The following is a 24,130-nucleotide window of genomic DNA, read 5'->3' as shown; positions in this document are numbered from 1 at the left end:
GGAAATTCTTATTATGTCTCATCTTTCGGTTGCTAAATTTGGTGGCACTAGCGTAGCTAATTTTGAAGCAATGACTTCTTGTGCAAACATCGTAACAGCGGACGCTAATACACGTGTTGTGGTACTTTCTGCATCAGCTGGCGTAACTAATTATTTAGTAGAATTGGCAAACGGTTGCGAAAAAGAACGCCGTGACGAAATTTTAAATGCAGTGCGTACAATTCAATATAACATTATTGAAAAATTACAAAATCAAAGCGAAATTTCTGCTGAAATTGATGAATTATTACAACATATCAGCGCATTAGCCGAATCAGCAAGCCTTGCGACATCTAACGCTTTAACCGATGAATTAATCTGTCACGGTGAAATGATGTCGACCAAAATTTTCACTCAACTTTTAAAAGAACGTAATTTCCCTGCAGTATGGGTAGATGTACGTGACGTTGTAGCAACAAACAGTAATTATGGCAAGGCTGCACCAAATGATGAGAAGACTCAACAACAATCTGACGAAGTAATTAAGCCGTTAATCGCTGCAGGTAACGTAGTGATCACCCAAGGCTTTATCGGTCGAGATGATGAAGGTAAAACAACTACATTAGGTCGTGGCGGTTCAGACTACTCTGCAGCACTATTAGCGGAAGTATTAAATGCGAATGATGTATTAATTTGGACGGACGTACCGGGTATTTACACAACCGATCCACGTGTTGTACCAAATGCACAGCGCATTGATACGATGGCCTTTAATGAAGCGGCGGAAATGGCAACTTTCGGAGCTAAAGTATTACACCCTGCAACTTTATTACCGGCTGTGCGTAGCAACATTCCGGTATATGTCGGTTCAAGCAAAGCACCAGAACAAGGCGGTACTTGGGTAACGCGTGATCCACAACCTCGCCCGACTTTCCGTGCAATTGCGTTACGTCGTAACCAAACGTTATTAACGCTTTCTAGCCTTTCAATGCTCCACGCTCAAGGCTTTTTAGCTAACGTGTTTGCAATTCTTGCAAAACACAAAATTTCAGTAGATGTGATTACAACATCTGAAGTAAGCGTTGCATTAACTTTAGATAAAACCGGTTCGGCATCATCAGGCGCAGATATGTTATCCAAAGAACTACTAGATGAACTAAACGCTTATTGCCACGTACAAGTGGAAAACGATCTCGCGCTTGTTGCGATTATCGGTAACAACTTACATACCCAAGCAGGGGTGGCGAAAAAGTTATTCCATACACTTGAAAACTTCAATATCCGTTTAATTAGCTATGGTGCAAGCACAAATAACGTATGTACTCTAGTGAAAAATGAAGAAGCGGATGAAGTGGTTCGTTCACTACACGCAGGTTTATTCGAATAATCCCAACTAAACAAGCGGTTAAATTTGCAAAATTTTTTACAAATTCGACCGCTTGTAATCCATGTTATAAAAAATGCCACAACAAATATTGTGGCATTTTTTATTACTCTCTGAGTTTTTCAATTTCTTGGGTAAACTCTTCAATATCATCAAAGCTAAGGTAAACCGAAGCAAAGCGAATATAAGCGACTTTATCCAACTGTTTTAAGGCATCCATCGCTAAATTTCCCACCAATTTACTCGGGACTTCTCGTTCGCCGGTCGATTGTAGCTGAATAATAATTTTGCTAATTGCTTTTTCAAGATCATCGGCACTTACCGGACGCTTTTCTAACGCACGGCTTAAACTGACTCGTAACTTATTCGCATCAAACGGCACTCGGTTACCGTTATTTTTCACAATATAAGGCACAACCAATTCAGCCGATTCAAAAGTCGTAAAACGCTCTTTACAGCTAATACATTCACGACGGCGGCGAATTTGGTAACCGTCCGCCGCTAAACGTGAATCAACAACTTTTGTATCCTCTGCAGCACAAAACGGACAACGCATTACGCTTCTCCTCTATTTTGTTCAAGAAATGTTTTTAATAAATTTTCCGGTGGCGGTGGCATTTGTAAAAAAAAGCCTTGTGTTTGAATCGCTTGCAAAACTTCTTCGTTTTTTGACCGCTTGAGTTGCTTTTCACCATTTAAATTAAATAGCATCACAAATTGCGGCTTACCAAACATTTGGCGTAATTCCTCCGGTACGCTATCAAATTGATCGCGCTTTGCTACATAAAGAAACATTCCTTCTCTTTTCGGGCTTTTATAAATTGCACAAAGATTAGTACTCATCGTCATAGGCTCCGCCTGTATAGTTATCAAATCTTGAATATTGACCTTGGAAAGTTAAACGAACTCGTCCAATCGGGCCGTTACGTTGCTTACCGATAATAATTTCGGCAATCCCTTTTAAATCGGAATTATCGTTATACACTTCATCACGATAAATAAACATAATTAAGTCCGCATCTTGCTCGATAGAGCCGGATTCACGTAAATCCGAGTTTACCGGACGTTTATCGGCACGCTGTTCCAAGCTTCGGTTTAACTGAGAAAGTGCTACAACCGGCACTTGTAATTCTTTCGCTAAAGCTTTGAGAGAACGAGAAATCTCAGCAATCTCGAGAGTTCGGTTATCAGAAAATGCCGGCGCACGCATTAACTGCAAATAATCCACCATGATCATACTTAACCCGCCATTCTCACGATACACTCGTCTTGCACGCGAACGTAATTCGGTTGGTGTTAAACCGGAACTGTCATCAATATAGATATTTTTACGCTCTTGTAAAATAGCCATCGTGCTGGATATTTTCGCCCAATCTTCATCATCATGAATCTGCCCGGTTCGGATCTTGGTTTGATCCACGCGAGAAAGCGAAGCTAACATACGCATCATAATTTGGTCTGCTGGCATCTCAAGGCTGAAAATTAAGACTGGTTTTGCCGGTTTTTTACGAGGGTTACCGTATTCATCTAAATCATTCGGATCTTCCACATCTACCAATGAGGCATTTTCACATAAGTTCATTGCAAACGTAGTTTTACCCATTGACGGACGCGCCGCAACGATAATTAAATCCGAGGGCTGTAAACCTGCGGTCTTTTTGTTTAAATCAATAAAACCGGTTGAAACGCCCGTTACCCCGCCGTTATGACGATTTTTTGAAAGCATTTCGATACGAGCAAGCGTATTAATTAAGATATCGTCGATCTTCTGCGGCCCTTCATTGCTGGTATTACGCTTTTCAGCAATTTCGAATACGATACGTTCCGCTTCATCTAAAACTTCTTTCGCATTTCTGCCTTTCGTATGGTACGCCATTTCTGCAATTTGATTGCCCGCCGTAATCACACCACGCAAATCTGATCGATCTCGCACAATATCCGCATAAGCAAGAATATTGGCTGCACTTGGCGTATTCTTAGAAAGTTCGGCTAAATAAGCGAAGCCACCTACATCTTGTAATACGCCCTTATCTTTTAAAGCCTGATCCAACGTAATAATATCAATCGGCTGATTATTACGTACCAACTCTACCATTTGCTCAAAAATAGTTCGGTGTGCGTAATTATAAAAATCTGTCGGTTGTATACGCTCAGCAACATTATCCCAATGATCATTACTTAGCATAATACCACCCAATACCGCTTGCTCCGCTTCAATAGAATGAGGTGAAATGGCAATTTGCTCGACTTGTTTATCTCTTGCGTTTTCTTTATTTGATGTAGTGTACTCAGCCATTTTATTAAAACTCTACGTGACGAATGAATGATATAAATGTTTAGTTTAACGGAAATTCATCTAAATTGAAATTTGCAATTTCTAATCAAACTCAAGCATATTATTAATTAAAGTCTCTTTACATCACTGAAAATCCGGTTAAAATCATTGAGAATAATTTTCACTTACAGCCATCTATTTTTAGACAGGAAGGATCTATGTTAAAAAAAGCATTTTTTACTTTAACTCTTGCGGCAACACTAACCACATCAGCGTTTGCAAAAGATGTGACGATTCCGACCGCTCGCGGAGAAGTAACATTCACACAAACACCTCATAAAATCGCTGTTTTCGATGCAGCAACCATTGATGTTTTACAACATTTAGGAGTTGAAGTTGCTGGTTCCCCTGATGTTGCCAAAACATTACCATACTTAAAGCCAGCAGTCGCTCAAGCGACTAATATCGGTACGGTTTTTGAGCCAAATTTAGAAACATTAAACGGTTTAAAACCGGATTTAATCATTGTTGCAACACGTTCTGCGAAAAAGTTGGATGATGTGAAAACGATTGCAAATGCCATCGATTTAACGCCAAATCCTAAATTGAATACAATTGAAGCCGGTTTAGCAAATTTAGACAGCTTAGGTAAATTATTTGCTAAGCAAGATAAAGCTAACGAATATAAAACTGAAATTGAAACGCTATTAAAAGAAACTCAAGCCGCAGTGAAAGGTAAAGGTAACGGTCTAATTATCATTGTAAATGGCGGAAAAATGTCAGCATTCGGCGAAAAAGGCCGTTTAGGCTGGGTGCATTCGGCACTTGGTATTCCGCTTGCAAAAGCAGATGTTCATAAAAAAGGTACAAGTCACGGTGAACCGATTTCTCATGAATTCTTGCAAAAAATAAATCCGGATTGGCTATTTGTACTTGATCGTACAGCAGCTGTCGGAGAAGAAGGTAAAACAGCACAAGAAATTTTAGATAATGAACTTGTGCACCAAACCAAAGCCTGGAAAAACGGGCAAATTGTTTATTTAAGCAGTGCGGCTTACTTAGCTGCCGGTGGTATTGAGCAAATGCGTACCGATTTAATCAATATTAAAAAAGCATTTTCTAAATAAATTTACTACGCCCTCACGAATGTGAGGGCGATAATTTTACTAACCCTATGTTTTCATTTACTAAATTTAGTTTTTTTTCGCTTTTAGTTCTCAGTTTACTGAGTATGTCTGTGGGTGTCGCCGACTTTCATTGGTCGGCTTTATTATCTGATCCGGAACAAACGCAACTGTTTTTTATCAGTCGTCTTCCTCGTACTCTTGCTATTATTTTAGTCGGCGCAACCTTGAGTGTTGCCGGCATGGTATTACAAATTGTATTAAAAAACCGTTTCATTGAGCCGAGTATGATTGGTGCCAGCCAAAGTGCTGCATTTGGCGTATTAGCTATCAGTCTTATTTTCCCTGCTGCACCGCTTGTTGCAAAAATGTCTTTTGCCACTTGTTGTGCATTGATTGGTATGGGAATTTTTATGCTCCTACTACGCAATCTTCCACCCCACCAAAAACTAATGGTTCCGCTCGTAGGAATTGTATTTGGCAATATTATTGAAGCGATTACTACCTTTATTGCTTATGAAACAGACTCATTACAGCTGTTATCCGTTTGGTTTTCCGGTGATTTTTCAGGGGTTTTAGCCGGTCGTTATGAGTTACTATGGCTTACTGCCGTACTTGCTGTCGTCATTTATATTATGGCGGATCAATTAAGTATCACTGGTCTCGGACAAAATATCAGCACTAATCTCGGCATCAATTATCGCCGAATGACATGGCTTGCCTTGGTTACCGTTGCGCTTATTACCGCTGTGGTCGTAGTTACTATCGGACAAATTCCATTTATTGGTTTAGTCGTACCCAATATTGTCTCTCGCTTAGCAGGTGACCGATTACGCAAAAATTTACCTACTGTAGTATTACTGGGGGCAAATCTCGTTTTAGCTTGTGACATTCTCGGTCGACTTATCAATGCACCTTATGAAGTACCAATTTCCACCATTTTCGGTATTTGCGGCACTATAGTATTCCTCTACTTATTATTTAGGGGGAAACGTCATGCGTAAACCGACTTCTTTGCTTATTCTGTTAGGGTTTATCTTAACTGCAAGTGCATTATTTTTTATGACGTTTAATGCCAACGGTAATTGGGATTTTATCTTGCCGTTTAGAGGCAAAAAGCTTTTATTACTATTAACGATTGCTTATACGATCGGAGTATCAACATTATTATTCCAAACATTGACAAATAATCCGATTCTAACGCCAAGCATTCTAGGATTTGATTCGCTCTATTTGCTTACGCAAACCGTGTTAATTTTTATCTTCGGCGGTATTGGATTCACACAATTAGATATTGCTAATAAATTTGTGTTCGAAAGCATACTGATGTTATGTGGCTCGCTTTTACTATTTAAAACACTCACTAAAGAGAATGCTGATCTGGCTCGTATGATTTTAGTCGGTGTGGTTTTTGGCGTGTTATTTAGAAGTTTGAATAACTTGCTACAACGAATGATTGATCCTGAAGAATTTGCCGTTGCACAAGGTTCGTCTTTTGCCAGCTTTAATAGTGTCAATCCGACATTACTATTGATTGGCATAACCATCGCTGTACTTAGTAGTTTATGGATTTGGCAACAACGTCATAAACTTGATGTGCTACTGCTGGGCCGAGATCGTGCGATCAATCTAGGGATCAATTACCATACCTTTTCTCGCCAACTACTTATCTGCTGTGCATTATTAGTATCGGTTTCTACCGCATTCGTCGGCCCAATCCTATTTTTAGGCTTATTGGTATGTGCGATCGTTAATGCACTTAGCCCTGTGATCGCACACAGCGTACGCATTCCGATGACATTTTTTATCTCTGCAACTACGTTAGTATTGGGGCAAGCCGTATTCGAACAACTGTTAGGAATGCAAGGGGTACTTAGCGTAGTCATCGAGTTTTTCGGCGGTATAGTATTTATTTATTTGATTTTGAAACGACAGAAGAAATAACGATGATCGATATTAAAAATATTTCTCATAAAATTGGCAATACGACTATTTTAAATAATATTAACTTACATATTCCTAATGGTGGTATTACCGCTCTTATCGGCGCAAACGGAGCGGGTAAATCTACGTTACTTTCCTTGATTGCCCGTTTGCAAAATATACAAAGCGGTCAAATTTGGTTAAATAATTACAATATTGCAGAAGCAGATTCGCGCAAAATTGCTCAACATTTAGCGATTTTGACGCAAGATAACGTGATTCATAGCCGCATTACCGTGCAAGACTTATTAATGTTCGGTCGTTATCCGCATCACCAAGGGAAAATCAGTGAGCATGATAGACAAGTTGTCGAAAAAGCGTTACAACGTTTCGAACTTGACCAACTAAAAGATCGTTTTTTAAATGAACTTTCCGGCGGTCAACGCCAAAGAGCTTTAATTGCAATGACATTCTGCCAACAAACACAACATGTTTTACTTGATGAGCCATTAAATAATTTGGATATGTTTCATGCAAGAGAATTAATGCGCTTACTACGCAAACTCACTGATGAATTACAATTGACCACAGTAATGGTTGTACATGATATTAACATGGCGGCAGCTTATGCCGATACTATCGTGGCAATGAAAAACGGTGAGATTATTATGACCGGTTCACCAGAGGAAATTATTACTCCTGAGAATTTAAAAACCGTGTTTAACTTAGATGCGGAAGTGCTTGAGCATAATGGCAAACGCCTTGTTGTTCACCATATTTAATTGACTAAATTTGAACAAATATATTTCAAGCGGTTTAATTGGTAAAAAATCTTACAAATTAGACCGCTTATTTTTCTATTTTCCAGTGATCTTTTAGCTTGTATAAAGTAAAATAAAGGAGATTTTGTCTTGTACAAAATTGAGTAAATTTAATCACAATGGAGATATCCCTATGGCAATGAATAACATTTTAGGTTTATTCGCACAATCGCCACTTAAACCACTACAAAAACTGTCTGTAAAAGTGACTGAATGTAGTGAGCTTCTCGAACCGTTCTTTGCAGCCACCTTCCAAAAAGATTGGGACAAAGCTGCTGAAGTCCGTGAGCAAATTATTGATTTAGAGCGTCGTGCAGATGCTTTAAAACGTGAAATCCGTTTGAAACTTCCTCGCGGTCTGTTCTTACCTGTAGAAAGAACCGACTTGTTAGAGTTAGTGACTCAATTAGATAAAGTAGCAAATTACTCAAGAGATATTTCTGGCCGTATCATCGGTCGTCAATTAGTGATTCCTGAGCCGATGCAAGAACCTTTCAAACAGTTTCTTTCTCGTAGCCTTGATTCTACTCGCCAAGTTCGTAAAGTGCTTGCCGAACTTGATGAGTTACTGGAAACGGGCTTCCGCGGTCGTGAATTAAAATTTGTAAATAATATGATTTTAGAGCTTGATCAAATTGAAGACGATACCGATCAACTTCAAATCGTATTACGTCGTACATTAAGAACCGTTGAAAACGATCTTAACCCGATTGATGTAATGTTTTTATATAAATGTATTGAACGAGTTAGCATTTTAGCTGACCAAGCTCAACGCGTAGGATCGCGTATCGAGCTAATGCTGGCCAAAGCATAATAATAAGGAGATTCTAATGGAATTGCTTCAAGAATATGGCTCTACGTTAGTCATTATTACTGCCCTTTTTGGTTTTTTTATGGCATTTGGTATCGGTGCCAACGACGTATCTAATGCAATGGGTACATCGGTAGGTTCAGGTACGATCACTGCACGCCAAGCAATTATGATTGCAATGGTATTTGAATTTGCAGGTGCTTATCTTGCAGGTGGTGAAGTAACCGAAACGATTAAAAGCGGTATTATTGACGTTTCACTTTTTGCTGATAAGCCTGATATTTTAGTATTAGGAATGATGTCTGCGCTTTTTGCTGCCGGTTTTTGGTTATTAATCGCATCAAAAATGGGCTGGCCTGTTTCAACAACGCATGCCATCATCGGTGCAATCATCGGTTTTGGTTGTTTAACCGTAGGTAGTGATGCAGTACAGTGGGGACAATTAGGCGGCATCGTAGGTAGCTGGTTTATCACACCGGTTATTGCTGGTATCGTAGCTTACTGGATTTTTACCAGTACACAAAAATTGATCTTCGATACGGCAGAGCCGATGAAAAATGCACAAAAATACGGTCCTTTTTATATGGCACTAACTGCTTTTATTTTAAGTATCGTTACGATGACTAAAGGTTTGAAACACGTAGGTCTACATTTAACCACAACTGAGACCGTGGTAATTTCTTCAGCAATTGCGGCTGTCGCTGTTATTGCTTGTTATTTCTACTTCCGCAGTGAAGCATTTGCAAAACGTGCTCAAGGTGCAGCGTTTGGCGGTGTGGAAAAAGTATTTAGTATCTTAATGCTATTAACAGCCTGTTCAATGGCATTCGCGCATGGTTCGAATGACGTTGCAAACGCTGTAGGTCCTCTTTCAGCGGTGGTATCAATCGTAGAAAGTGGCGGTATGGTGAGTGGTAAAGCGGCATTGGCGCCGTGGATCTTACCTTTAGGTGCTGCAGGTATTGCTGCTGGTATGCTTATTATGGGCTACAAAGTAATGGGCACAATGGGTACCGGTATTACTGACTTAACACCAAGCCGTGGCTTCTCTGCTGAATTCGCTTGTGCGACCACTGTGGTTATCGCTTCTGGCACCGGTTTACCGATTTCAACAACGCAAACCATCGTTGGTGCAATTTTAGGTGTGGGCTTTGCTCGCGGTATTGCAGCATTAAACTTAGGTATTATTCGTAATATCGTTGCTTCGTGGGTAATTACATTACCTGCAGGCGCAATTATCGCTATTGTTATTTATGAAATTCTATTAGCGATTTTCTACTAATTTTTTTAACTCCGGGAAAAGTGCATGATTGCACTTTTCCTTTTTACTAACTAAAAGGAACATCGATTATGCTAAAACGGAAGTCGACCCTACTCGCTTGTTTATTACTCGGAACCTCTCTTCCTGCTTTTTCGGTAGATTATATTACTGAAAACCTTAGTACTTATATGCGTAAAGGGGCAGGTGATCAATATAAAATCTCAGGAGCTATTCAAGCGGGAGAGAAAGTGACGGTATTAGACCGTAAAGATCGCTTTGTGCTTATTCGTGATAGCAAAAATCGTGAAGGCTGGGTACTTGCTTCAGAAATTTCCCAAACGGCAAGCCCGAAAGATTTAATCCCACAACTACAACAACAAGTTCAAGATTTAAGTGCCAAATTAGGTAAAATTGATAGCGATTGGCAACAGCGTACTATTGAAATGCAACGTCGTAGCCAGCAGGCTGAACAGCAAAGTAGTGAATTGCTTGATCAAAATGCCCAACTTAAACGTGAGTTGGAAGTATTAAAAAATAAGAATCGTGATTTAGAAACGATGCATGATTCTGAAAAACGTGAAATTGTTATTCAGTGGTTTATCTATGGCGGTTCCGTATTAGCAGCGGGTTTATTACTCGGTCTATTTATTCCATTTATTATGCCTCGTCGTAGACGTAATAACGGCTGGTCATAAAAGTGATGAGTTATTAAATAAGCAAGCGGTTTCTTTTGGTAAAATTTTTACAAAAAGAAACCGCTTATTTTTTTATTGTGATAACCCGCCTTATATCCTCATTCTGACAACCTAGCCACTGATATCCATATTGTTCACACAGCAGCTTAAAGTCATCCTGACTACTCGCTAAATTTATACAAATCACTAATGTACTATGGACAGGTAAACTCGCTAACGCTTTTTTTGCCATTAATAAGGGCATGGGGCAGCTATATGCAGTTAAGTCTAATTGATATACATTCATTAATAGGGAAATGCCGTTATTTATGATGATGTTTTTCTACGTGCTGCCATAATTTTGCCCATTTGTTCCAGTTCCAATTGTGCTAAATGAGAACGCCCTAATTCGAAAAGCGGCTCTTCAATCGCAATGTGAACCTCATATCCTGCAATAAAACGTGCGATAAGTTCCGGATCAACTTCGTTTCGCTCACCTGCAACTAATGCTTCTAATTGTACAGAAAGTAATGCCCAATTATGATGTAATAACTCGTGTTGACTTTCCAGCTCATCAACTTCTGCTTGTGCTTGCGGTTGAACTTGAAGCAATGCTGGGAAAAAATCACACTCTTCGTCTTCATGGTGCAACGGAGCCGAAAGATTGAAATAGTTGAGAATCTGCTGTACATCATTTTTAACCGCTTGATTAACCCCATTTTTTGCCAAATATTCCGGCAAAATATGTAACTGTTTGCAAAAACGCTTTACCTTACTATGGCAAGCATACAACATATCAATCGGCTCTGCCCAACTTGCGAATTGTTGTGGCTCCAACTGCTGCATAACAACCTCTATATACAATAAATATGAGAAAAAGGCACAAGCCTAAACTTGTGCCAATGATAAATTTAAATTACTTATTCACTTCTGATTGTAACGGCGGAACTTCTTTGCCGATTTTTGCATAAAACTCAACCACAAAATCATCAAAACGATCTTCCTCAATCGCTTGGCGAATCTGTGCCATTAAGCGTTGGTAATAGCGTAAGTTATGGATGGTGTTTAAACGTGCACCTAAAATCTCACCACATTTATCTAAGTGATATAAATACGCTTTCGTATAGTTTTTACAAGTGTAGCAATCACATTCCGGATCTAATGGCGTGGTATCCGTTTTATATTTCGCATTACGAATTTTCACGATACCGTTACTGACAAATAAATGTCCGTTACGTGCATTACGAGTCGGCATTACGCAGTCGAACATATCGATACCACGACGTACACCTTCAACTAAGTCTTCCGGTTTACCTACGCCCATTAAATAACGAGGTTTATCTTGTGGTAATAGCGGTGTTGTAAATTCAAGGATACGGTGCATTTCTTCTTTGGGTTCGCCCACCGCTAAACCGCCGACTGCATAACCGTCAAAGCCGATATTAACTAAGCCTTCTACCGAGATCTTACGCAATTCTTCGTAAGTACCGCCTTGTACGATACCAAATAACGCACGTGGATTTTGTAACTCATCAAAACGATCACGACTACGCTTTGCCCAACGTAATGACATTTCCATTGAGTTTTTAGCGTAATCAAAAGTAGCCGGATATGGGGTACATTCATCAAAGATCATGACGATATCCGAACCGAGATCGTACTGAATTTCCATCGATTTTTCCGGCGAAAGGAAAATTTTCTCACCGCTAATCGGGTTTTGGAATGTTACGCCTTCTTCTTTGATTTTACGTAATTTGCCTAAGCTAAATACTTGGAAACCGCCTGAGTCGGTTAAAATCGGGCCATGCCATTGCATAAAATCGTGCAAATCACCGTGTGATTTCATTACTTCTTGCCCTGGACGTAACCATAGATGAAAAGTATTACCTAATAAAATTTGTGCGCCGGTTGCCGCCACCTCTTCCGGTGTCATCCCTTTTACCGTGCCGTATGTACCAACCGGCATAAATGCTGGTGTTTCCACTACATATTCGCCTTTCGGGCGAGAAAATGTCAAACGACCACGGCGTGCATTGCCGCTGGTTGTTTTTAATTCATATTTCATCAACATTCCTTATAGATAAACAGTCTATAAACGCATCAACAAGCGGTCATATTCCACTTATTATTTGCAAATTAAAAGCGGATCCCCGTCCCTAAACTGAAACCCGCACCTACACCATTTGAACCGCCACCAACACTCGCGCTACCACCAACTGCACAACTAGCTAAAGCAAAAGCACAGAGGCAAATGATAATTTTTTTAATCATTTTGTTTCCTTCATTGAACGGAATTGTTATAGTCCGATCCAAACTAAAAGAGTGTCATTTTACTCTTTTTCACTTAACAAAACTAGAATAAGCTATCTTGAACAGAAGGAAATATGATGAAAAAAGCGTTTAAACTTTTACTCTCCGGTACATTATTGTTGCTATCGTTTATCAGTAACGTACAAGCATTCAGTATCAGCCAACAAGAAATTAACCAATATCTCGAAACACGTTTAGCCGAAAAAATTCCGCTAAAAGATAAAGTCGGAATTCTGGGCTTATTTCAGCTGGATTACCACCTCTACAATCTTGCCACCGAAATCGGGCAAACTGATGAGAAGAAGGTTGCTGTTTCAGGTATCATTGATGGTATATTACAAGCCAAAAGTAAAAAGTATGATGCCAAGATTTATCTGAATATGGATACTACCCCTTTCTACGATCCCGAAAAAGGCGCATTATATTTAAAAGATATCCGTTTACTAAACTATTCCGCAACACCTGAAAAGTATCAAGATGACTTGCAAATTTTCCTCCCAATGCTAATGGACGGTCTGGCAAATATTCTGAATAACACACCAGTTTATACCTTAGATGAAAGCAAGGCCAAAGAAGCGTTAGTGAAAAAATTCGGTAAAGCGATCATCGTAGAAAAAGGCGTATTAAAGCTGGAAACTTCCGTCTTTTAAGAAATTTTGTGATCTAGCGCTAATTTTTGAATATTGCTCGTTGCTCCAATTACATTTTTGACTAAAATTTACGGTGTATGATCAAAAACGCCATAGGACAGGAGATTATTATTATGGAAATTGGCATCGTGAAATGGTTCAACAATACAAAAGGTTTTGGTTTTATTACTTGTGAATCTTTTGAAGGTGATATTTTTGCCCATTTTTCAGAAATTCAGAGTGAAGGCTATCGTTCACTCAAAGTCGGACAAAAAGTACAGTTTGAACTCATTAACGGTGAACGTGGTGCATCGGCGTCCAAAATCACGCTAGTAGAATAGCTCTAGAATCGATAAAAAAGCGGTTGAATTTGCAAAAAATCTTGTAAATTCAACCGCTTTTTTATTTTGAATGGCTTTATGCTAGAATATCTAACAATTTGATAACAATATTAAGGAACATGATGAAACAAATTGAACAACTGTTTGCCAACAATCATGCTTGGGCAACTCGGATGAAAGATGAGCAATCAGATTACTTTAAACAACTTGCCGAACACCAAAAACCGACTTATCTTTGGATTGGATGTTCAGACAGCCGTGTTCCCGCAGAAAAATTAACCGGCTTAGGTCCAGGGGAACTCTTCGTTCACCGTAATGTAGCAAACTTAGTTATTCATACTGATCTAAATTGCCTTTCTGTCGTACAGTATGCGGTCGATGTATTAGATATCGAGCATATCATCATTTGCGGTCATACCAATTGCGGCGGTATTAAAGCGGCAATGGGAACGGTTGAAGATTATGGTTTAATTAGCAACTGGCTCTTGCACATTCGTGATCTCTGGTTCAAACACAGCTATTTGCTCGGTAATCTCCCTTCTGAACAACGCGCCAATATGCTGACCCGTTTAAATGTTGCCGAGCAAGTATACAACTTAGGTCGCAGCTCGATTGTGACGGCAGCTTGGAGTCGAGGTAAGAAACTGTCAATTCACGGCTGGGTATATGATGTTAATGATGGCTTCTTAAATGATCAAGGCGTGATGGCAACGAGTACAGAAACGCTTGAAATCACCTACCGCAATGCGATTGCAAAACTCACCACCGAAGTTGAAGAAATGATTGCCAATAAGCAACCTGAACCAGCTGATCCTCTTGAAAATGCTTACTTTGATTAAGACTTTTGAAATAGTGTGACATATTCACACTATTTTCTTTCCTACCTATTCCGAATATTTTTACCTTTCTTCACAAAAAAGATTTAATTCTTCTCATTTTATAAAATTTGGTTAAAAATATCTTTTTACTGAAAAAAATGCCAATCCATTTTATAAAAACCCAAATATTTAAAATAAACGATATATTAAACTGGTCAATCACCACTCACAACCTTTTATGCCCCCTAGACAAATATTTTATTTTTTAGCAAAATCGATTTCACATATAAAGCAAACACAATATTTTACTTAAAAAAATCGTTGGAGGATTCAATGAAAAAACTTTCTGGTGCAGAAATGGTTGTTCAGTCCTTGAAAGACGAAGGCGTAGAATACGTTTTCGGCTATCCGGGTGGCTCGGTATTAGATATTTATGATGCAATTCATACGCTTGATAATATCAATCACGTGCTTGTACGCCATGAGCAAGCTGCGGTACATATGGCAGATGGTTACGCTCGCTCAACCGGTAAAGTCGGTTGTGTGTTAGTCACTTCCGGCCCCGGAGCAACCAATGCAATTACCGGTATTGCTACCGCTTACGCAGACTCTGTTCCACTTGTTATCTTAACCGGTCAGGTACCTTCCGCTTTAATCGGTACGGATGCTTTCCAAGAATGCGATATGCTGGGTATTTCTCGCCCGGTTGTTAAGCACAGCTTCATGATCAAAAATCCGGAAGACATTCCCTCAACGATCAAAAAAGCCTTTTATATTGCATCAACCGGTCGTCCCGGCCCAGTATTAATTGATATTCCAAAAGATATGGTAAATCCTGCGAATAAATTTACCTATGAATATCCGAAAGAGGTTTCATTACGCTCATATAACCCGACAGTACAAGGTCATAAAGGTCAGATTAAAAAAGCATTAAAAGCTTTATTAGTGGCGAAAAAACCGGTGTTATATATCGGTGGTGGGGTTATTTCTGCAGAATGTGCAACGCAACTGACTGATTTTGCAACCAAATTAAACTTGCCGGTAACCAGTTCATTAATGGGCTTAGGTGCTTTCCCTGCATCAAACAAACAATTCTTAGGTATGCTCGGTATGCACGGCACTTACGAAGCGAATAATGCAATGCACGAAAGTGATTTGATTCTCGGTATTGGTGTACGTTTTGATGACCGTACCACGAATAATCTGGCGAAATATTGTCCGAATGCAAAAGTCATTCACGTTGATATCGATCCGGCTTCTATTTCAAAAACCGTACCGGCTTATATTCCGATCGTAGGTAGTGCGAAAAATGTATTAGAAGAATTCCTCAGCTTGTTGGAAGAAGAAAATCTTGCAAAAAATCAAGCGGATTTGACCGCTTGGTGGCAACAAATCAATGAATGGAAAGCACGCCAATGTTTAAGCTTTGAAGAAAGCAATGATGTGATCAAGCCGCAGCAAGTGATCCGATTAATTCATCAAATCACCAAAGGTGATGCCTATGTTGCTTCGGATGTCGGTCAACACCAAATGTTCGCAGCTCTTCACTATCCGTTTGAGCAACCTCGCCGTTGGATCAATTCAGGTGGTGCTGGCACAATGGGCTTCGGTTTACCGGCTGCAATCGGTGTAAAATTTGCCCATCCGGAAGCCACCGTGGTATGTGTCACCGGTGACGGCTCAATTCAGATGAATATCCAAGAACTTTCAACCGCAAAACAATATGGCACACCGGTTGTGATTGTGAGTTTAAATAACCGCTTCTTAGGTATGGTAAAACAGTGGCAAGACTTGATTTATTCAGGTAGACATTCACAAGTTTATATGAATTCATTACCTGATTTCGCAAAATTAGCTGAAGCTTACGGCCATGTCGGTATTACGATTGATCACCCGAGCGAATTGGAAGAAAAACTCACCCAAGCCTTTGCCATCAAAGACAAATTAGTGTTTGTCGATGTAAAAGTAGATGAAACCGAACACGTTTACCCAATGCAAATTCGTGGCGGTGCAATGAATGAGATGATTTTAAGCAAAACGGAGAGAACAGATGCGTAGAACATTATCAGTATTACTCGAAAACGAATCGGGTGCATTATCCCGTGTGGTAGGTCTTTTTTCTCAACGTGGGTTTAATATCGAAAGTTTAACCGTTGCGCCGACTGACGATGAAACACTTTCTCGTATGACGATCGTTGCTCAAGGAGATGAAAACGTGCTTGAGCAAATCGAAAAACAATTACATAAACTGATTGATGTGTTCAAGGTATCAAATTTAAGTCCTACCGAACATATTGAGCGTGAAGTACTACTGTTAAAAGTACGAGCGACAGGCTCGGCTCGTGATGAATTAAAACGTATGGCAGATATTTTCCGAGGGCAAATCGTAGATATTACGCCGAAGCTCTACACCATTCAGTTATCCGGTACGAGTGAAAAACTGAACGCATTTATTGAAGCGGTAAAACAAGAAACGACGGTGGTTGAGATAGTACGCTCAGGCGTTATTAGTCTTTCTCGTGGTGATAAGAACTGTTTATAATTTTTTATAGGGCGAACAAAAGTTCGCCTTTTCTTTTACTTACAATACAAGCGGTCAAATTTGTCAAAATTTTTGCAAAATTTAACATAAAAAAATAGCTAGCCCTTACGGACTAGCTATTTTGACCTAACGAATTTACTTTTACCCTAATTGCTTTATAACTTTAGATGACGATAAAGTTATTTAGCAGTGTTACATTACCCTACAATGTAACGGGGACTATTTTAAATAATCATTAAATTAATGTCAATAAGAATTATTCTCAAATGGCAAAATTTTTTATTCACCGGAAATTTTCATTTTGTCTAATAAAATCGAACCTGTTTGAATATTAGAGCGATGCTCAATATCATCAGCAACTGCAACTAAATTTTTATACATTTCTTGTAACTGACCGGCAATGGTAATTTCCGCCACTGGATACTGAATCTCACCGTTTTCCACCCAAAAACCTGCCGCTCCGCGTGAATACTCGCCGGTTACCGCATTAATCGCTGATCCTAAAAATTCAGTCACTAATAAACCGGTTCCCATCTCTTTTAGAAGCGTGTCTAAACCACCTATTCGGTTTGGTTTGACTAACCAGTTATGAATACCGCCTGCGTGTCCGGTCGTTTTTAAGCCCATCTTACGCGCCGAATAGCTGGTCATCAGATAAGTTTGCAATACACCGTCAGTAATAATTTCTCTGTCTTGGGTAATAACCCCTTCACTGTCGAAAGCGGATGAAGCTAATTGACGTAATAAATGTGGGCGTTCAGAAATTGCAAACCAACTCGGTAAAATTTGTGTACCTAACTTATCTAATAAGAAACTTGATTTACGATATAAGGCACCGCCACTAATTGCACCGGCTAAGTGTCCGATTAAACCGGTTGCCACATCATTGTAGAAAATCACGGGTACTTCACAAGTTTTGATCTTTTGCGGATTCAAACGATCAACCGCTTTAAACGCCGCCTGACGACCGACCCATTCCGGTGATTGCAATTTGTCAAATTCGCGTGAAATCGTGTATTCATAATCACGTTCCAATTGATCTTCATAGGCAGAAATCACACTACAAGAAAGCGAATAGCGACTTGAAAGATAGCTTTGCAACATACCGTGCGTGTTACCATACACGCGTACACCACTATGCGAATTAAAGGTTGCTCCTTCGCTATTTACAATTTTCTCATCTGCATTTAGTGCATGATGTTCCGCTTCCAAAGCTAGTTCGACCGCCTGTTCAACTGAAATATCCGCTTGGTGATAAAGTTCTAAATCCGGCGCATCAAATGCCATCACCTCTTTATCAGCTAAACCGGCACATTCATCTTCCGAGGTATATTTAGCAATCGCTAATGCTGATTCGACCGCGCGTTGAATAGATTGTGGTTGTAAATCCGAGGTTGAGGCATTGCCCTTACGCTTTCCGACATATACCGAAATGCCGAGAGAACCGTCATTATTAAATTCGATATTTTCCGTTTGTTCTAAACGGGTTGAAACCGAAAGCCCGGCAACTTTTGTTACCCCGACTTCCGCTTCTGCCCCTGATTTTTTTGCAAAATTAAGGGCAAATTCAACCGCTTGACGAAGTTCCTGCTCTTGTTTTTGGAGATCTTGTTTTGTTGTTAATGACATGATTTGTTAACTTAAAATTGATAATTAAAAATGGCTAAGGACGATGCGTATATTCTACCTTAAATTTCTGTTAGAATACGGTATTTTTTACGATTGAAGGAATAACAATGGCTAAAAAACGTAGCAAAAATGAAATTGATTGGACGGATGAGGAAGAAGAAATCATCTGGGTGAGTAAAAGCGAAATTAAACGAGATTCAGAACATCTAAAAAAACTCGGAGCTGAATTAATTGAATTAACCCCGCAAAACCTCGAAAAGATCCCACTTGACGAAGATTTAAAAGATGCCATTCGTCAAGCACAAGGTTTTAAACTTGAAGCTCGTCGCCGCCAAATCCAGTTTATCGGTAAATTATTGCGTAATCGTGATCCGGAGCCGATTCAAGAAGCGTTGGATAAAGTGAAAAATCGTCATAACCAACAGCAAGCATTATTGCATAAATTAGAATTAGTGCGTGATCAGCTGGTCAATATGGGCGATGCGTCTTTAAATCATTTACTGAACGAGTATCCGCAATTAGATCGCCAGCATTTACGCAACTTGATTCGTGGTGCGCAAAAAGAACGTGAGGCGAATAAACCGGCTAAAAACTATCGTGAGATTTTCCAATATTTAAAAACTGAAATTGCAGAATAATTTGCAATTTTGACCGCTTATTTTTTTATTTAATCTGGGAGTGATTATGGAATTTTTTCCTCAATTAGTGTTAGCCCATGTAGGCTTTGCCTATATCAGCTTGATCTTGTTACTGACACGTGGCGTACTCGCGTCAAAAATGGTGGACTGGCGTCAATATAAAATTTTACGTATTGCTCCGCACCTCATTGATACGCTATTACTTGTTTCAGGCATCATTCTACTCGTGATTTTGCTTTCAAACGGTATCTATGCCCTAAATGAAATGCAGTGGCTTATCCCTAAGATTGCGTTTTTAGTGCTTTATATCGTATTCAGTGCGAAAGCATTTAAAAAATCCCAACCGTTCTCGCTTAAGAACTTTATCTTAGCCGTGATAAGTTTTATGTTAACCATGCTGGTAGCGACCTTGCGCTAATCTTATAAGCGGTCAAAATTTGCAATTTTTTTGCAAAATTCGACCGCTTTTTTAGTTACTTATGAAACAACGAATTATTATTGGTATTAGTGGTGCAAGTGGCTTTCAATACGGCTATAAAGCACTTGAATTACTTAAATCGCTTGATGTGGAAACCCATTTAGTACTCACTAAAGGGGCAGAAATGACTCGTTCATTAGAAACGAATATTGAGCGGGAACAGCTGCTAGATTTAGCTTCACAAGTACACTCTATTCACAATGTCGGCGCAAGTATTGCCAGCGGTTCTTTTAAAACCCTCGGTATGTTGGTCGCCCCCTGCTCAATTCGCACGCTTTCAGCAATTGCGCTTGGTTTTAGCGATAATCTTTTAACTCGAGCGGCAGATGTCGTATTAAAAGAACGTCGTAAATTGGTACTAATGGTACGAGAAACCCCATTTAACTTAGCCCATATTGATAATATGCGCCGAGTCACAGAAATGGGCGGCATCATTTTCCCGCCGGTACCCGCTTTCTATCAAAACCCAACTACAATAGATGAGCTGGTAACACACAGTGTTTCTAAAGCATTAGATCTATTTGATTTCAATTTACCAATGCCTCGCTGGGGCGAAACTAACAATAAGGAGTAAGAATGCTCGTAGGCCCTTATGTCAATGGTGCCGCCGTATTAATCGGCGGACTTATCGGTGCATTTTTAGGTGCAAAATTACCCGAGCGAGTGAAAAGTAACTTACCTCCGCTATTTGGGCTTTGCTCAATGGGCTTGGGCATTATGTTGATTATCGGCGCAAAAAATATGTCTGCCGTGGTATTGGCATTAATTGTTGGAACAATTATCGGTGAGTTAATTTGTTTAGAAAAAGGTATCGGTAGCTTAGCCGGTAAAATGCGAGGTACGGTGGATAAAATTTTCCCACCATCCGGTGTTTCACACCAAGAATTCTTAAATCAATTTGTGGCGATTTTAATTTTGTTCTGTGCCAGCGGTATGGGCGTATTCGGCTCAATGAAAGAAGGCATGACCGGCGACCCATCCGTATTGTTTATTAAAGCGATCTTAGATTTCTTCACTGCCGGCATTTTTGCCGCTACTCTGGGCTATGCGGTTTCAAGCATTGCCGTGCCATTGATTCTCGTGCAAGTCAGCTTAGCATTATTAGCCAGCTTGATTATGCCGCTCACTACACCAAATATGCTCGCCGACTTCTCAACTGCCGGCGGCTTTATTATGCTCGCAACCGGCTTACGTATCTGCGGTATCAAACATTTTGCCGTTGCCAATATGCTGCCGGCACTGATTTTAGTGATGCCTTTCTCTTATTTTTGGCAAATGTTTGTAGCTTAATAATAGACGCAATATCCCACTATTCTGTCGGGATATTCTAAAAGAATATATGATGCAGAAACTTCCCTCCCATATCAGCCGCTTTATCCACCAAAATCATGTCGTGAGTTTTGCTGTCTATGGCAAAAATGACTTTTGGGCGGCAAACTGTTTTTATGCTTTCGATAGCGAACAAGTTCGCTTAATCATTCTTACCGATAAAAACACTCGCCACGGTCTGTTGATGCAAGAAAACTCACATATTGTAGGCACAATTGCCGCTCAAGTTGAAACGCTTACCGACATTGAAGGTGTTCAATTCTCAGCGCATTGCACCTGTTTGATTGATTCAACAGCTCGCCAAGAGGCTTTAGATTGCTATTATACTCGCCATCCAATCGCCCGCTTAAAACCGAGTGATGTATGGGAAATTCGCTTTGATATGATTAAACATACTGGGAATAAATTGGTTTTCGCAAAGAAAACCATTTGGGAAAGAGAAGAAGTCTAGTTTTCTAAGAAAACAAGCGGTTAAATTTGGCTAAAATTTTGCAAAAAATTAGTGAAATTTAACCGCTTGTATAACGATGATTAACCACCGGCAAGTTTTACTTTAAAGCCTTTTTGTTCCAAAATTTGTTTCAGTAAATCTCGATTATCGCCTTGAATCTCAATCAATCCATCTTTTACTGAACCGCCAACACCACTACGTTTTTTCAGTTCTGCTGCTAATAATTTGAGTTCAACATCATCCAAATCCAATCCGCTGATTACACACACTCCCTTACCTTTTCTGCCGCTGGTTTGACGCTGAATACGAACAATTCCATCACCTTTGGGACGCTCCGCTTTTACTTTCTCAGGCACAATACGCCCACTCTCTGTTGAATATACTAATGTCATCAGTAAAAAATCCTAAAAATTTGACCGCTTAAAATGAAAAAGGTGGACACACAGCCCACCTTAAACAATCAATCATCAATTAACGAATAGAAGCATTAATTGATTTTAATACCGCTAATGGCTCTTGAGCTTGGGTAATCGGTCGACCAATCACTAAATAGTCTGAACCAGTATCAATTGCTTGTTTTGGTGTCATTACACGGCGCTGATCACCAAAATCCGAACCTTCCGGACGAATACCCGGTGTGACTAATTTAAAGTCTTTACCACAATGCGTACGAAGCACTTCCACTTCTTGTGGAGAACAAACCACGCCGTCTAAACCGGCACGTTGCGCCAAGTGCGCTAAACGAATAACTTGTTCCATCGGTGAAGCGTTAATCCCAATTTGTAACAAGTCTAAATCTTCCATACTGGTTAATACTGTTACGGCAATTAATAACGGTGCATCTTTGCCATACGGCTCAAGAATTTTTTTCGCTTCTTCCATCATGGTTAAACCACCTGAAGCGTGTAAATCGACCATCCAAACACCTAAATCAGCAGCAGAACGTACCGCACGAGCAACAGTATTCGGAATGTCATGATATTTTAAATCGAGGAAGACATCAAATTTACGTTCATGTAATTGTTTAACAAAATTTGTTCCTAAGGTGGTAAACATTTCTTTGCCAACTTTTAAACGGCAAAGAGAAGGATCGACTTGATCCACAAAGCTTAAGGCTTCATGTTCCGTTTCATAATCTAAGGCAACAATAATTTTATTATCCATATAGGGCTCCTCAATTTTCAGTTTATAAATATATTTACGTGTTTATGTATCAATACTATGAATCGGTTTGATCTGTTCCCATTGACGACAAGAAGGACAATACCAACTAAGGCGATAACTTTGGTAACCGCAATTCAAGCAGCGATATTGGAAACCTTTTTTAATACGCTCGCCTACCATATTATGTAAAAGCACTAAACTCTCCTTTGCGCTTCCTTCTTCCGCTTCATTGATTTGATAATGAATAAATCGATGAAAGGTTAGCATATTAGGATACTGACTCAATTGCTGATAAAGCTTTGAATGTGCTGCAATGACCCCATCTTTTTGCTCAATAAACTCAGTTAATGCGATATCTACACTGCTATTGTGTTTTATTTGATTCGCACGAATAAGAAATAACTCATAATTAACTAAATCGTTAAGTGCAATGTAGCAAGCCTTAATTTTCTGTAAAACTTCGCTGATATAGTTTGGATCTTGCAAGAGAATATGTTCAAAATTCACTAAAGCATGTTTAAACTGGTACTGCTCTAAATAATAATCACCTAACAAAATAGAGGCTCTCGCACAAAGCGGATAATATTCCAATGCTTTCTTTAAAGCACTTAAATGCTCTTCAACGTTTTCCGCTTTTATTGTTTGTGCATATTCACAATAATAATGTGCTAATGGTACTTTATCTGTATCCGGTTCAATTTTTAAGAGTTTTTCTGAGACATTTATCGCTTTCTTCCACTCTTTAGTTTTTTGATAAATCGCCATTAATTGCGTTAACGAATTAACCGCAAATTCAGGCTCATCAAGTAATAAGATATAGTAATTTTCGGCACGGTCATAAAAACCGGCAGCCATAAAGTCTTTGGCCAGCTGCTGCTTAGCAAGTAATTTTTGTTCTATAGAATAATGAGGACTTGCATCAAGTGCTTGATGAATACGTAAGGCACGATCAACTTCACCACGGGAACGAAATAAATTTCCTAGTGTAAGCTCGGCTTCAAATTGAGATTCGGTAGTAATCTGATTTTCAGATTCTTGTTTTTGGAGCATCGACAGAAAAAGATCAACTGCCTTTTCCTGCTGATTAGATAAAAGAAAATTCAAACCCGTAACATAATCACGGGAAAATTTGTTATTGACAGATTCTTGATCCTTTTTTGCACTGCGTTGTCCCATATACCACCCGTAAAGAGCGGCAATTGGCAATAAAAGGAACAGTAGTTCAAGCATTACTCAGCCTTTGGCGTAGTGGTCGTTAATTCTGTAATTTGCTGCGCCTGTCTTTTCACTCGGCGATTGAGTGCAATATTTTGTAATTTAAGACGCAAATAGAATACACCCGTAATTAACCAACCTAAAATTAAGCCGAAACCAAATAAAATCGCAACGAGGCTAGATAAACGTAGTTCACTTTGTGCAAGTACATAATTAAAAGTAATTAATTGATCGTTATTTGCACCAATGGTTACCGCAACCATAATTACCGCTAAGGTAATTAAAATACCTAAAATATATTTCATCGTCTCTTTCCTCTATTTAGATAGGTAAA

Annotated in this window: 30 protein-coding genes; 18 read left to right on the top strand and 12 right to left on the bottom strand. The window is 39.4% G+C overall.

Going from position 1 to position 24,130, the window contains the following annotated elements; genetic code table 11:
• Positions 1-13 precede the first annotated feature (13 nt).
• Positions 14-1,366 (top strand): lysine-sensitive aspartokinase 3, encoded by a 1,353-nt coding sequence (lysC, locus tag EL121_RS11100; RefSeq protein ID WP_039196753.1) that lies wholly within the window; start codon positions 14-16, stop codon positions 1,364-1,366.
• A 103-nt stretch (positions 1,367-1,469) separates the two neighbouring features.
• On the opposite strand, the gene nrdR is transcribed toward lysC, so the two are convergent.
• From nrdR to EL121_RS11085, 3 genes are read right to left on the bottom strand one after another with little or no spacing between them, the layout of a single operon-like run.
• The gene (nrdR, locus tag EL121_RS11095; protein ID WP_005622941.1) at positions 1,470-1,919 is read right to left on the bottom strand and encodes a transcriptional regulator NrdR; all 450 of its coding nucleotides are present in this window, start codon (positions 1,917-1,919) and stop codon (positions 1,470-1,472) included.
• A complete protein-coding gene (locus tag EL121_RS11090) occupies positions 1,919-2,206 on the bottom strand; it encodes a YcgL domain-containing protein (protein ID WP_197050936.1) in 288 nt (95 codons plus the stop codon). Before EL121_RS11090 ends, nrdR begins: the two co-directional genes overlap by 1 nt.
• Positions 2,196-3,659: a replicative DNA helicase gene (locus EL121_RS11085; protein ID WP_039196751.1), complete on the bottom strand. Its 1,464-nt coding sequence runs from the start codon at positions 3,657-3,659 to the stop codon at positions 2,196-2,198. Before EL121_RS11085 ends, EL121_RS11090 begins: the two co-directional genes overlap by 11 nt.
• A gap of 197 nt (positions 3,660-3,856) precedes the next feature.
• Between EL121_RS11085 and EL121_RS11080 the strand changes: the two genes are divergently transcribed.
• From EL121_RS11080 to EL121_RS11050, 7 genes are all read left to right on the top strand, one after another.
• Positions 3,857-4,765, top strand: coding sequence for a siderophore ABC transporter substrate-binding protein (locus EL121_RS11080; RefSeq protein ID WP_039196750.1), 909 nt, complete (start codon positions 3,857-3,859; stop codon positions 4,763-4,765).
• Between the two features lie 47 nt (positions 4,766-4,812).
• Positions 4,813-5,766, top strand: a complete 954-nt coding sequence (locus tag EL121_RS11075) for an ABC transporter permease (protein ID WP_039196749.1) — start codon at positions 4,813-4,815, stop codon at positions 5,764-5,766.
• Positions 5,759-6,706, top strand: coding sequence for an iron chelate uptake ABC transporter family permease subunit (locus EL121_RS11070; RefSeq protein WP_039196748.1), 948 nt, complete (start codon positions 5,759-5,761; stop codon positions 6,704-6,706). Before EL121_RS11075 ends, EL121_RS11070 begins: the two co-directional genes overlap by 8 nt.
• A gap of 2 nt (positions 6,707-6,708) precedes the next feature.
• Positions 6,709-7,467, top strand: coding sequence for an iron ABC transporter ATP-binding protein (locus tag EL121_RS11065; protein ID WP_039196747.1), 759 nt, complete (start codon positions 6,709-6,711; stop codon positions 7,465-7,467).
• A 172-nt stretch (positions 7,468-7,639) separates the two neighbouring features.
• On the top strand, positions 7,640-8,320 hold the full coding sequence (locus EL121_RS11060) for a TIGR00153 family protein (protein ID WP_039196746.1): 681 nt from the start codon (positions 7,640-7,642) through the stop codon (positions 8,318-8,320).
• Positions 8,321-8,336: 16 nt separating this feature from the next.
• Positions 8,337-9,599 carry an inorganic phosphate transporter gene (locus EL121_RS11055; protein WP_039196744.1) on the top strand — a complete coding sequence of 421 codons (1,263 nt, stop codon included), beginning with the start codon at positions 8,337-8,339 and terminating at the stop codon, positions 9,597-9,599.
• Positions 9,600-9,667: 68 nt separating this feature from the next.
• Complete coding sequence (locus EL121_RS11050) at positions 9,668-10,273, top strand: TIGR04211 family SH3 domain-containing protein (RefSeq protein ID WP_039196743.1); 606 nt, start codon at positions 9,668-9,670, stop codon at positions 10,271-10,273.
• Between the two features lie 64 nt (positions 10,274-10,337).
• Here EL121_RS11050 and EL121_RS11045 read toward each other — a convergent pair whose 3' ends face one another.
• The 4 genes from EL121_RS11045 to EL121_RS11720 form a co-directional block, all read right to left on the bottom strand.
• Positions 10,338-10,559: a sulfurtransferase TusA family protein gene (locus EL121_RS11045; protein WP_081978352.1), complete on the bottom strand. Its 222-nt coding sequence runs from the start codon at positions 10,557-10,559 to the stop codon at positions 10,338-10,340.
• Between the two features lie 20 nt (positions 10,560-10,579).
• A complete protein-coding gene (locus EL121_RS11040) occupies positions 10,580-11,098 on the bottom strand; it encodes a hemerythrin domain-containing protein (protein WP_039196741.1) in 519 nt (172 codons plus the stop codon).
• 70 nt (positions 11,099-11,168) lie between these two features.
• A complete protein-coding gene (gene tgt / locus EL121_RS11035) occupies positions 11,169-12,317 on the bottom strand; it encodes a tRNA guanosine(34) transglycosylase Tgt (RefSeq protein ID WP_005614996.1) in 1,149 nt (382 codons plus the stop codon).
• Positions 12,318-12,388: 71 nt separating this feature from the next.
• Complete coding sequence (locus EL121_RS11720) at positions 12,389-12,523, bottom strand: hypothetical protein (RefSeq protein WP_018651957.1); 135 nt, start codon at positions 12,521-12,523, stop codon at positions 12,389-12,391.
• Positions 12,524-12,639: 116 nt separating this feature from the next.
• Between EL121_RS11720 and EL121_RS11030 the strand changes: the two genes are divergently transcribed.
• The 5 genes from EL121_RS11030 to ilvN all read left to right on the top strand — a co-directional run bounded on the left by EL121_RS11030 (position 12,640) and on the right by ilvN (position 16,892).
• Positions 12,640-13,212 carry a DUF1439 domain-containing protein gene (locus tag EL121_RS11030; protein ID WP_039196740.1) on the top strand — a complete coding sequence of 191 codons (573 nt, stop codon included), beginning with the start codon at positions 12,640-12,642 and terminating at the stop codon, positions 13,210-13,212.
• Positions 13,213-13,325: 113 nt separating this feature from the next.
• Positions 13,326-13,532 carry a cold shock domain-containing protein CspD gene (gene cspD, locus EL121_RS11025; RefSeq protein WP_039196739.1) on the top strand — a complete coding sequence of 69 codons (207 nt, stop codon included), beginning with the start codon at positions 13,326-13,328 and terminating at the stop codon, positions 13,530-13,532.
• A gap of 122 nt (positions 13,533-13,654) precedes the next feature.
• Complete coding sequence (gene can, locus EL121_RS11020; RefSeq protein ID WP_039196737.1) at positions 13,655-14,371, top strand: carbonate dehydratase; 717 nt, start codon at positions 13,655-13,657, stop codon at positions 14,369-14,371.
• A 312-nt stretch (positions 14,372-14,683) separates the two neighbouring features.
• Positions 14,684-16,408 (top strand): acetolactate synthase 3 large subunit, encoded by a 1,725-nt coding sequence (locus EL121_RS11015; protein WP_039196736.1) that lies wholly within the window; start codon positions 14,684-14,686, stop codon positions 16,406-16,408.
• Positions 16,401-16,892: an acetolactate synthase small subunit gene (ilvN, locus tag EL121_RS11010; RefSeq protein ID WP_005622980.1), complete on the top strand. Its 492-nt coding sequence runs from the start codon at positions 16,401-16,403 to the stop codon at positions 16,890-16,892. The genes EL121_RS11015 and ilvN overlap by 8 nt, the downstream gene beginning before the upstream one ends.
• Positions 16,893-17,171: 279 nt before the next feature.
• Here ilvN and pmbA read toward each other — a convergent pair whose 3' ends face one another.
• The gene (gene pmbA / locus EL121_RS11005; protein ID WP_039196733.1) at positions 17,172-18,521 is read right to left on the bottom strand and encodes a metalloprotease PmbA; all 1,350 of its coding nucleotides are present in this window, start codon (positions 18,519-18,521) and stop codon (positions 17,172-17,174) included.
• A 107-nt stretch (positions 18,522-18,628) separates the two neighbouring features.
• Here pmbA and yjgA point away from each other — a divergent pair, with 107 nt between their 5' ends.
• The 5 genes from yjgA to EL121_RS10980 all read left to right on the top strand — a co-directional run bounded on the left by yjgA (position 18,629) and on the right by EL121_RS10980 (position 21,417).
• Complete coding sequence (yjgA, locus tag EL121_RS11000; RefSeq protein WP_039196729.1) at positions 18,629-19,159, top strand: ribosome biogenesis factor YjgA; 531 nt, start codon at positions 18,629-18,631, stop codon at positions 19,157-19,159.
• Positions 19,160-19,205: 46 nt separating this feature from the next.
• Positions 19,206-19,577: a SirB2 family protein gene (locus tag EL121_RS10995; protein ID WP_039196726.1), complete on the top strand. Its 372-nt coding sequence runs from the start codon at positions 19,206-19,208 to the stop codon at positions 19,575-19,577.
• Between the two features lie 61 nt (positions 19,578-19,638).
• Positions 19,639-20,211 (top strand): UbiX family flavin prenyltransferase, encoded by a 573-nt coding sequence (locus EL121_RS10990; RefSeq protein WP_018651967.1) that lies wholly within the window; start codon positions 19,639-19,641, stop codon positions 20,209-20,211.
• A 2-nt stretch (positions 20,212-20,213) separates the two neighbouring features.
• Positions 20,214-20,927 carry a DUF554 domain-containing protein gene (locus EL121_RS10985; protein ID WP_039196722.1) on the top strand — a complete coding sequence of 238 codons (714 nt, stop codon included), beginning with the start codon at positions 20,214-20,216 and terminating at the stop codon, positions 20,925-20,927.
• A 49-nt stretch (positions 20,928-20,976) separates the two neighbouring features.
• Complete coding sequence (locus tag EL121_RS10980) at positions 20,977-21,417, top strand: PNPOx family protein (RefSeq protein WP_039196718.1); 441 nt, start codon at positions 20,977-20,979, stop codon at positions 21,415-21,417.
• A gap of 80 nt (positions 21,418-21,497) precedes the next feature.
• On the opposite strand, the gene yciH is transcribed toward EL121_RS10980, so the two are convergent.
• From yciH to EL121_RS10960, 4 genes are all read right to left on the bottom strand, one after another.
• A complete protein-coding gene (gene yciH / locus EL121_RS10975; RefSeq protein WP_014991421.1) occupies positions 21,498-21,809 on the bottom strand; it encodes a stress response translation initiation inhibitor YciH in 312 nt (103 codons plus the stop codon).
• A gap of 79 nt (positions 21,810-21,888) precedes the next feature.
• Positions 21,889-22,581, bottom strand: a complete 693-nt coding sequence (gene pyrF, locus EL121_RS10970; protein WP_039196717.1) for an orotidine-5'-phosphate decarboxylase — start codon at positions 22,579-22,581, stop codon at positions 21,889-21,891.
• 42 nt (positions 22,582-22,623) lie between these two features.
• Complete coding sequence (lapB, locus tag EL121_RS10965; RefSeq protein ID WP_039196715.1) at positions 22,624-23,811, bottom strand: lipopolysaccharide assembly protein LapB; 1,188 nt, start codon at positions 23,809-23,811, stop codon at positions 22,624-22,626.
• Complete coding sequence (locus EL121_RS10960) at positions 23,811-24,101, bottom strand: LapA family protein (protein ID WP_014991418.1); 291 nt, start codon at positions 24,099-24,101, stop codon at positions 23,811-23,813. Before EL121_RS10960 ends, lapB begins: the two co-directional genes overlap by 1 nt.
• Positions 24,102-24,130 lie beyond the last annotated feature (29 nt).

Origin of the sequence: Actinobacillus equuli, assembly GCF_900636745.1 — a bacterium.
Lineage (GTDB): Bacteria > Pseudomonadota > Gammaproteobacteria > Enterobacterales > Pasteurellaceae > Actinobacillus > Actinobacillus equuli.
This window is presented reverse-complemented; position numbering and strand designations above follow the sequence as displayed.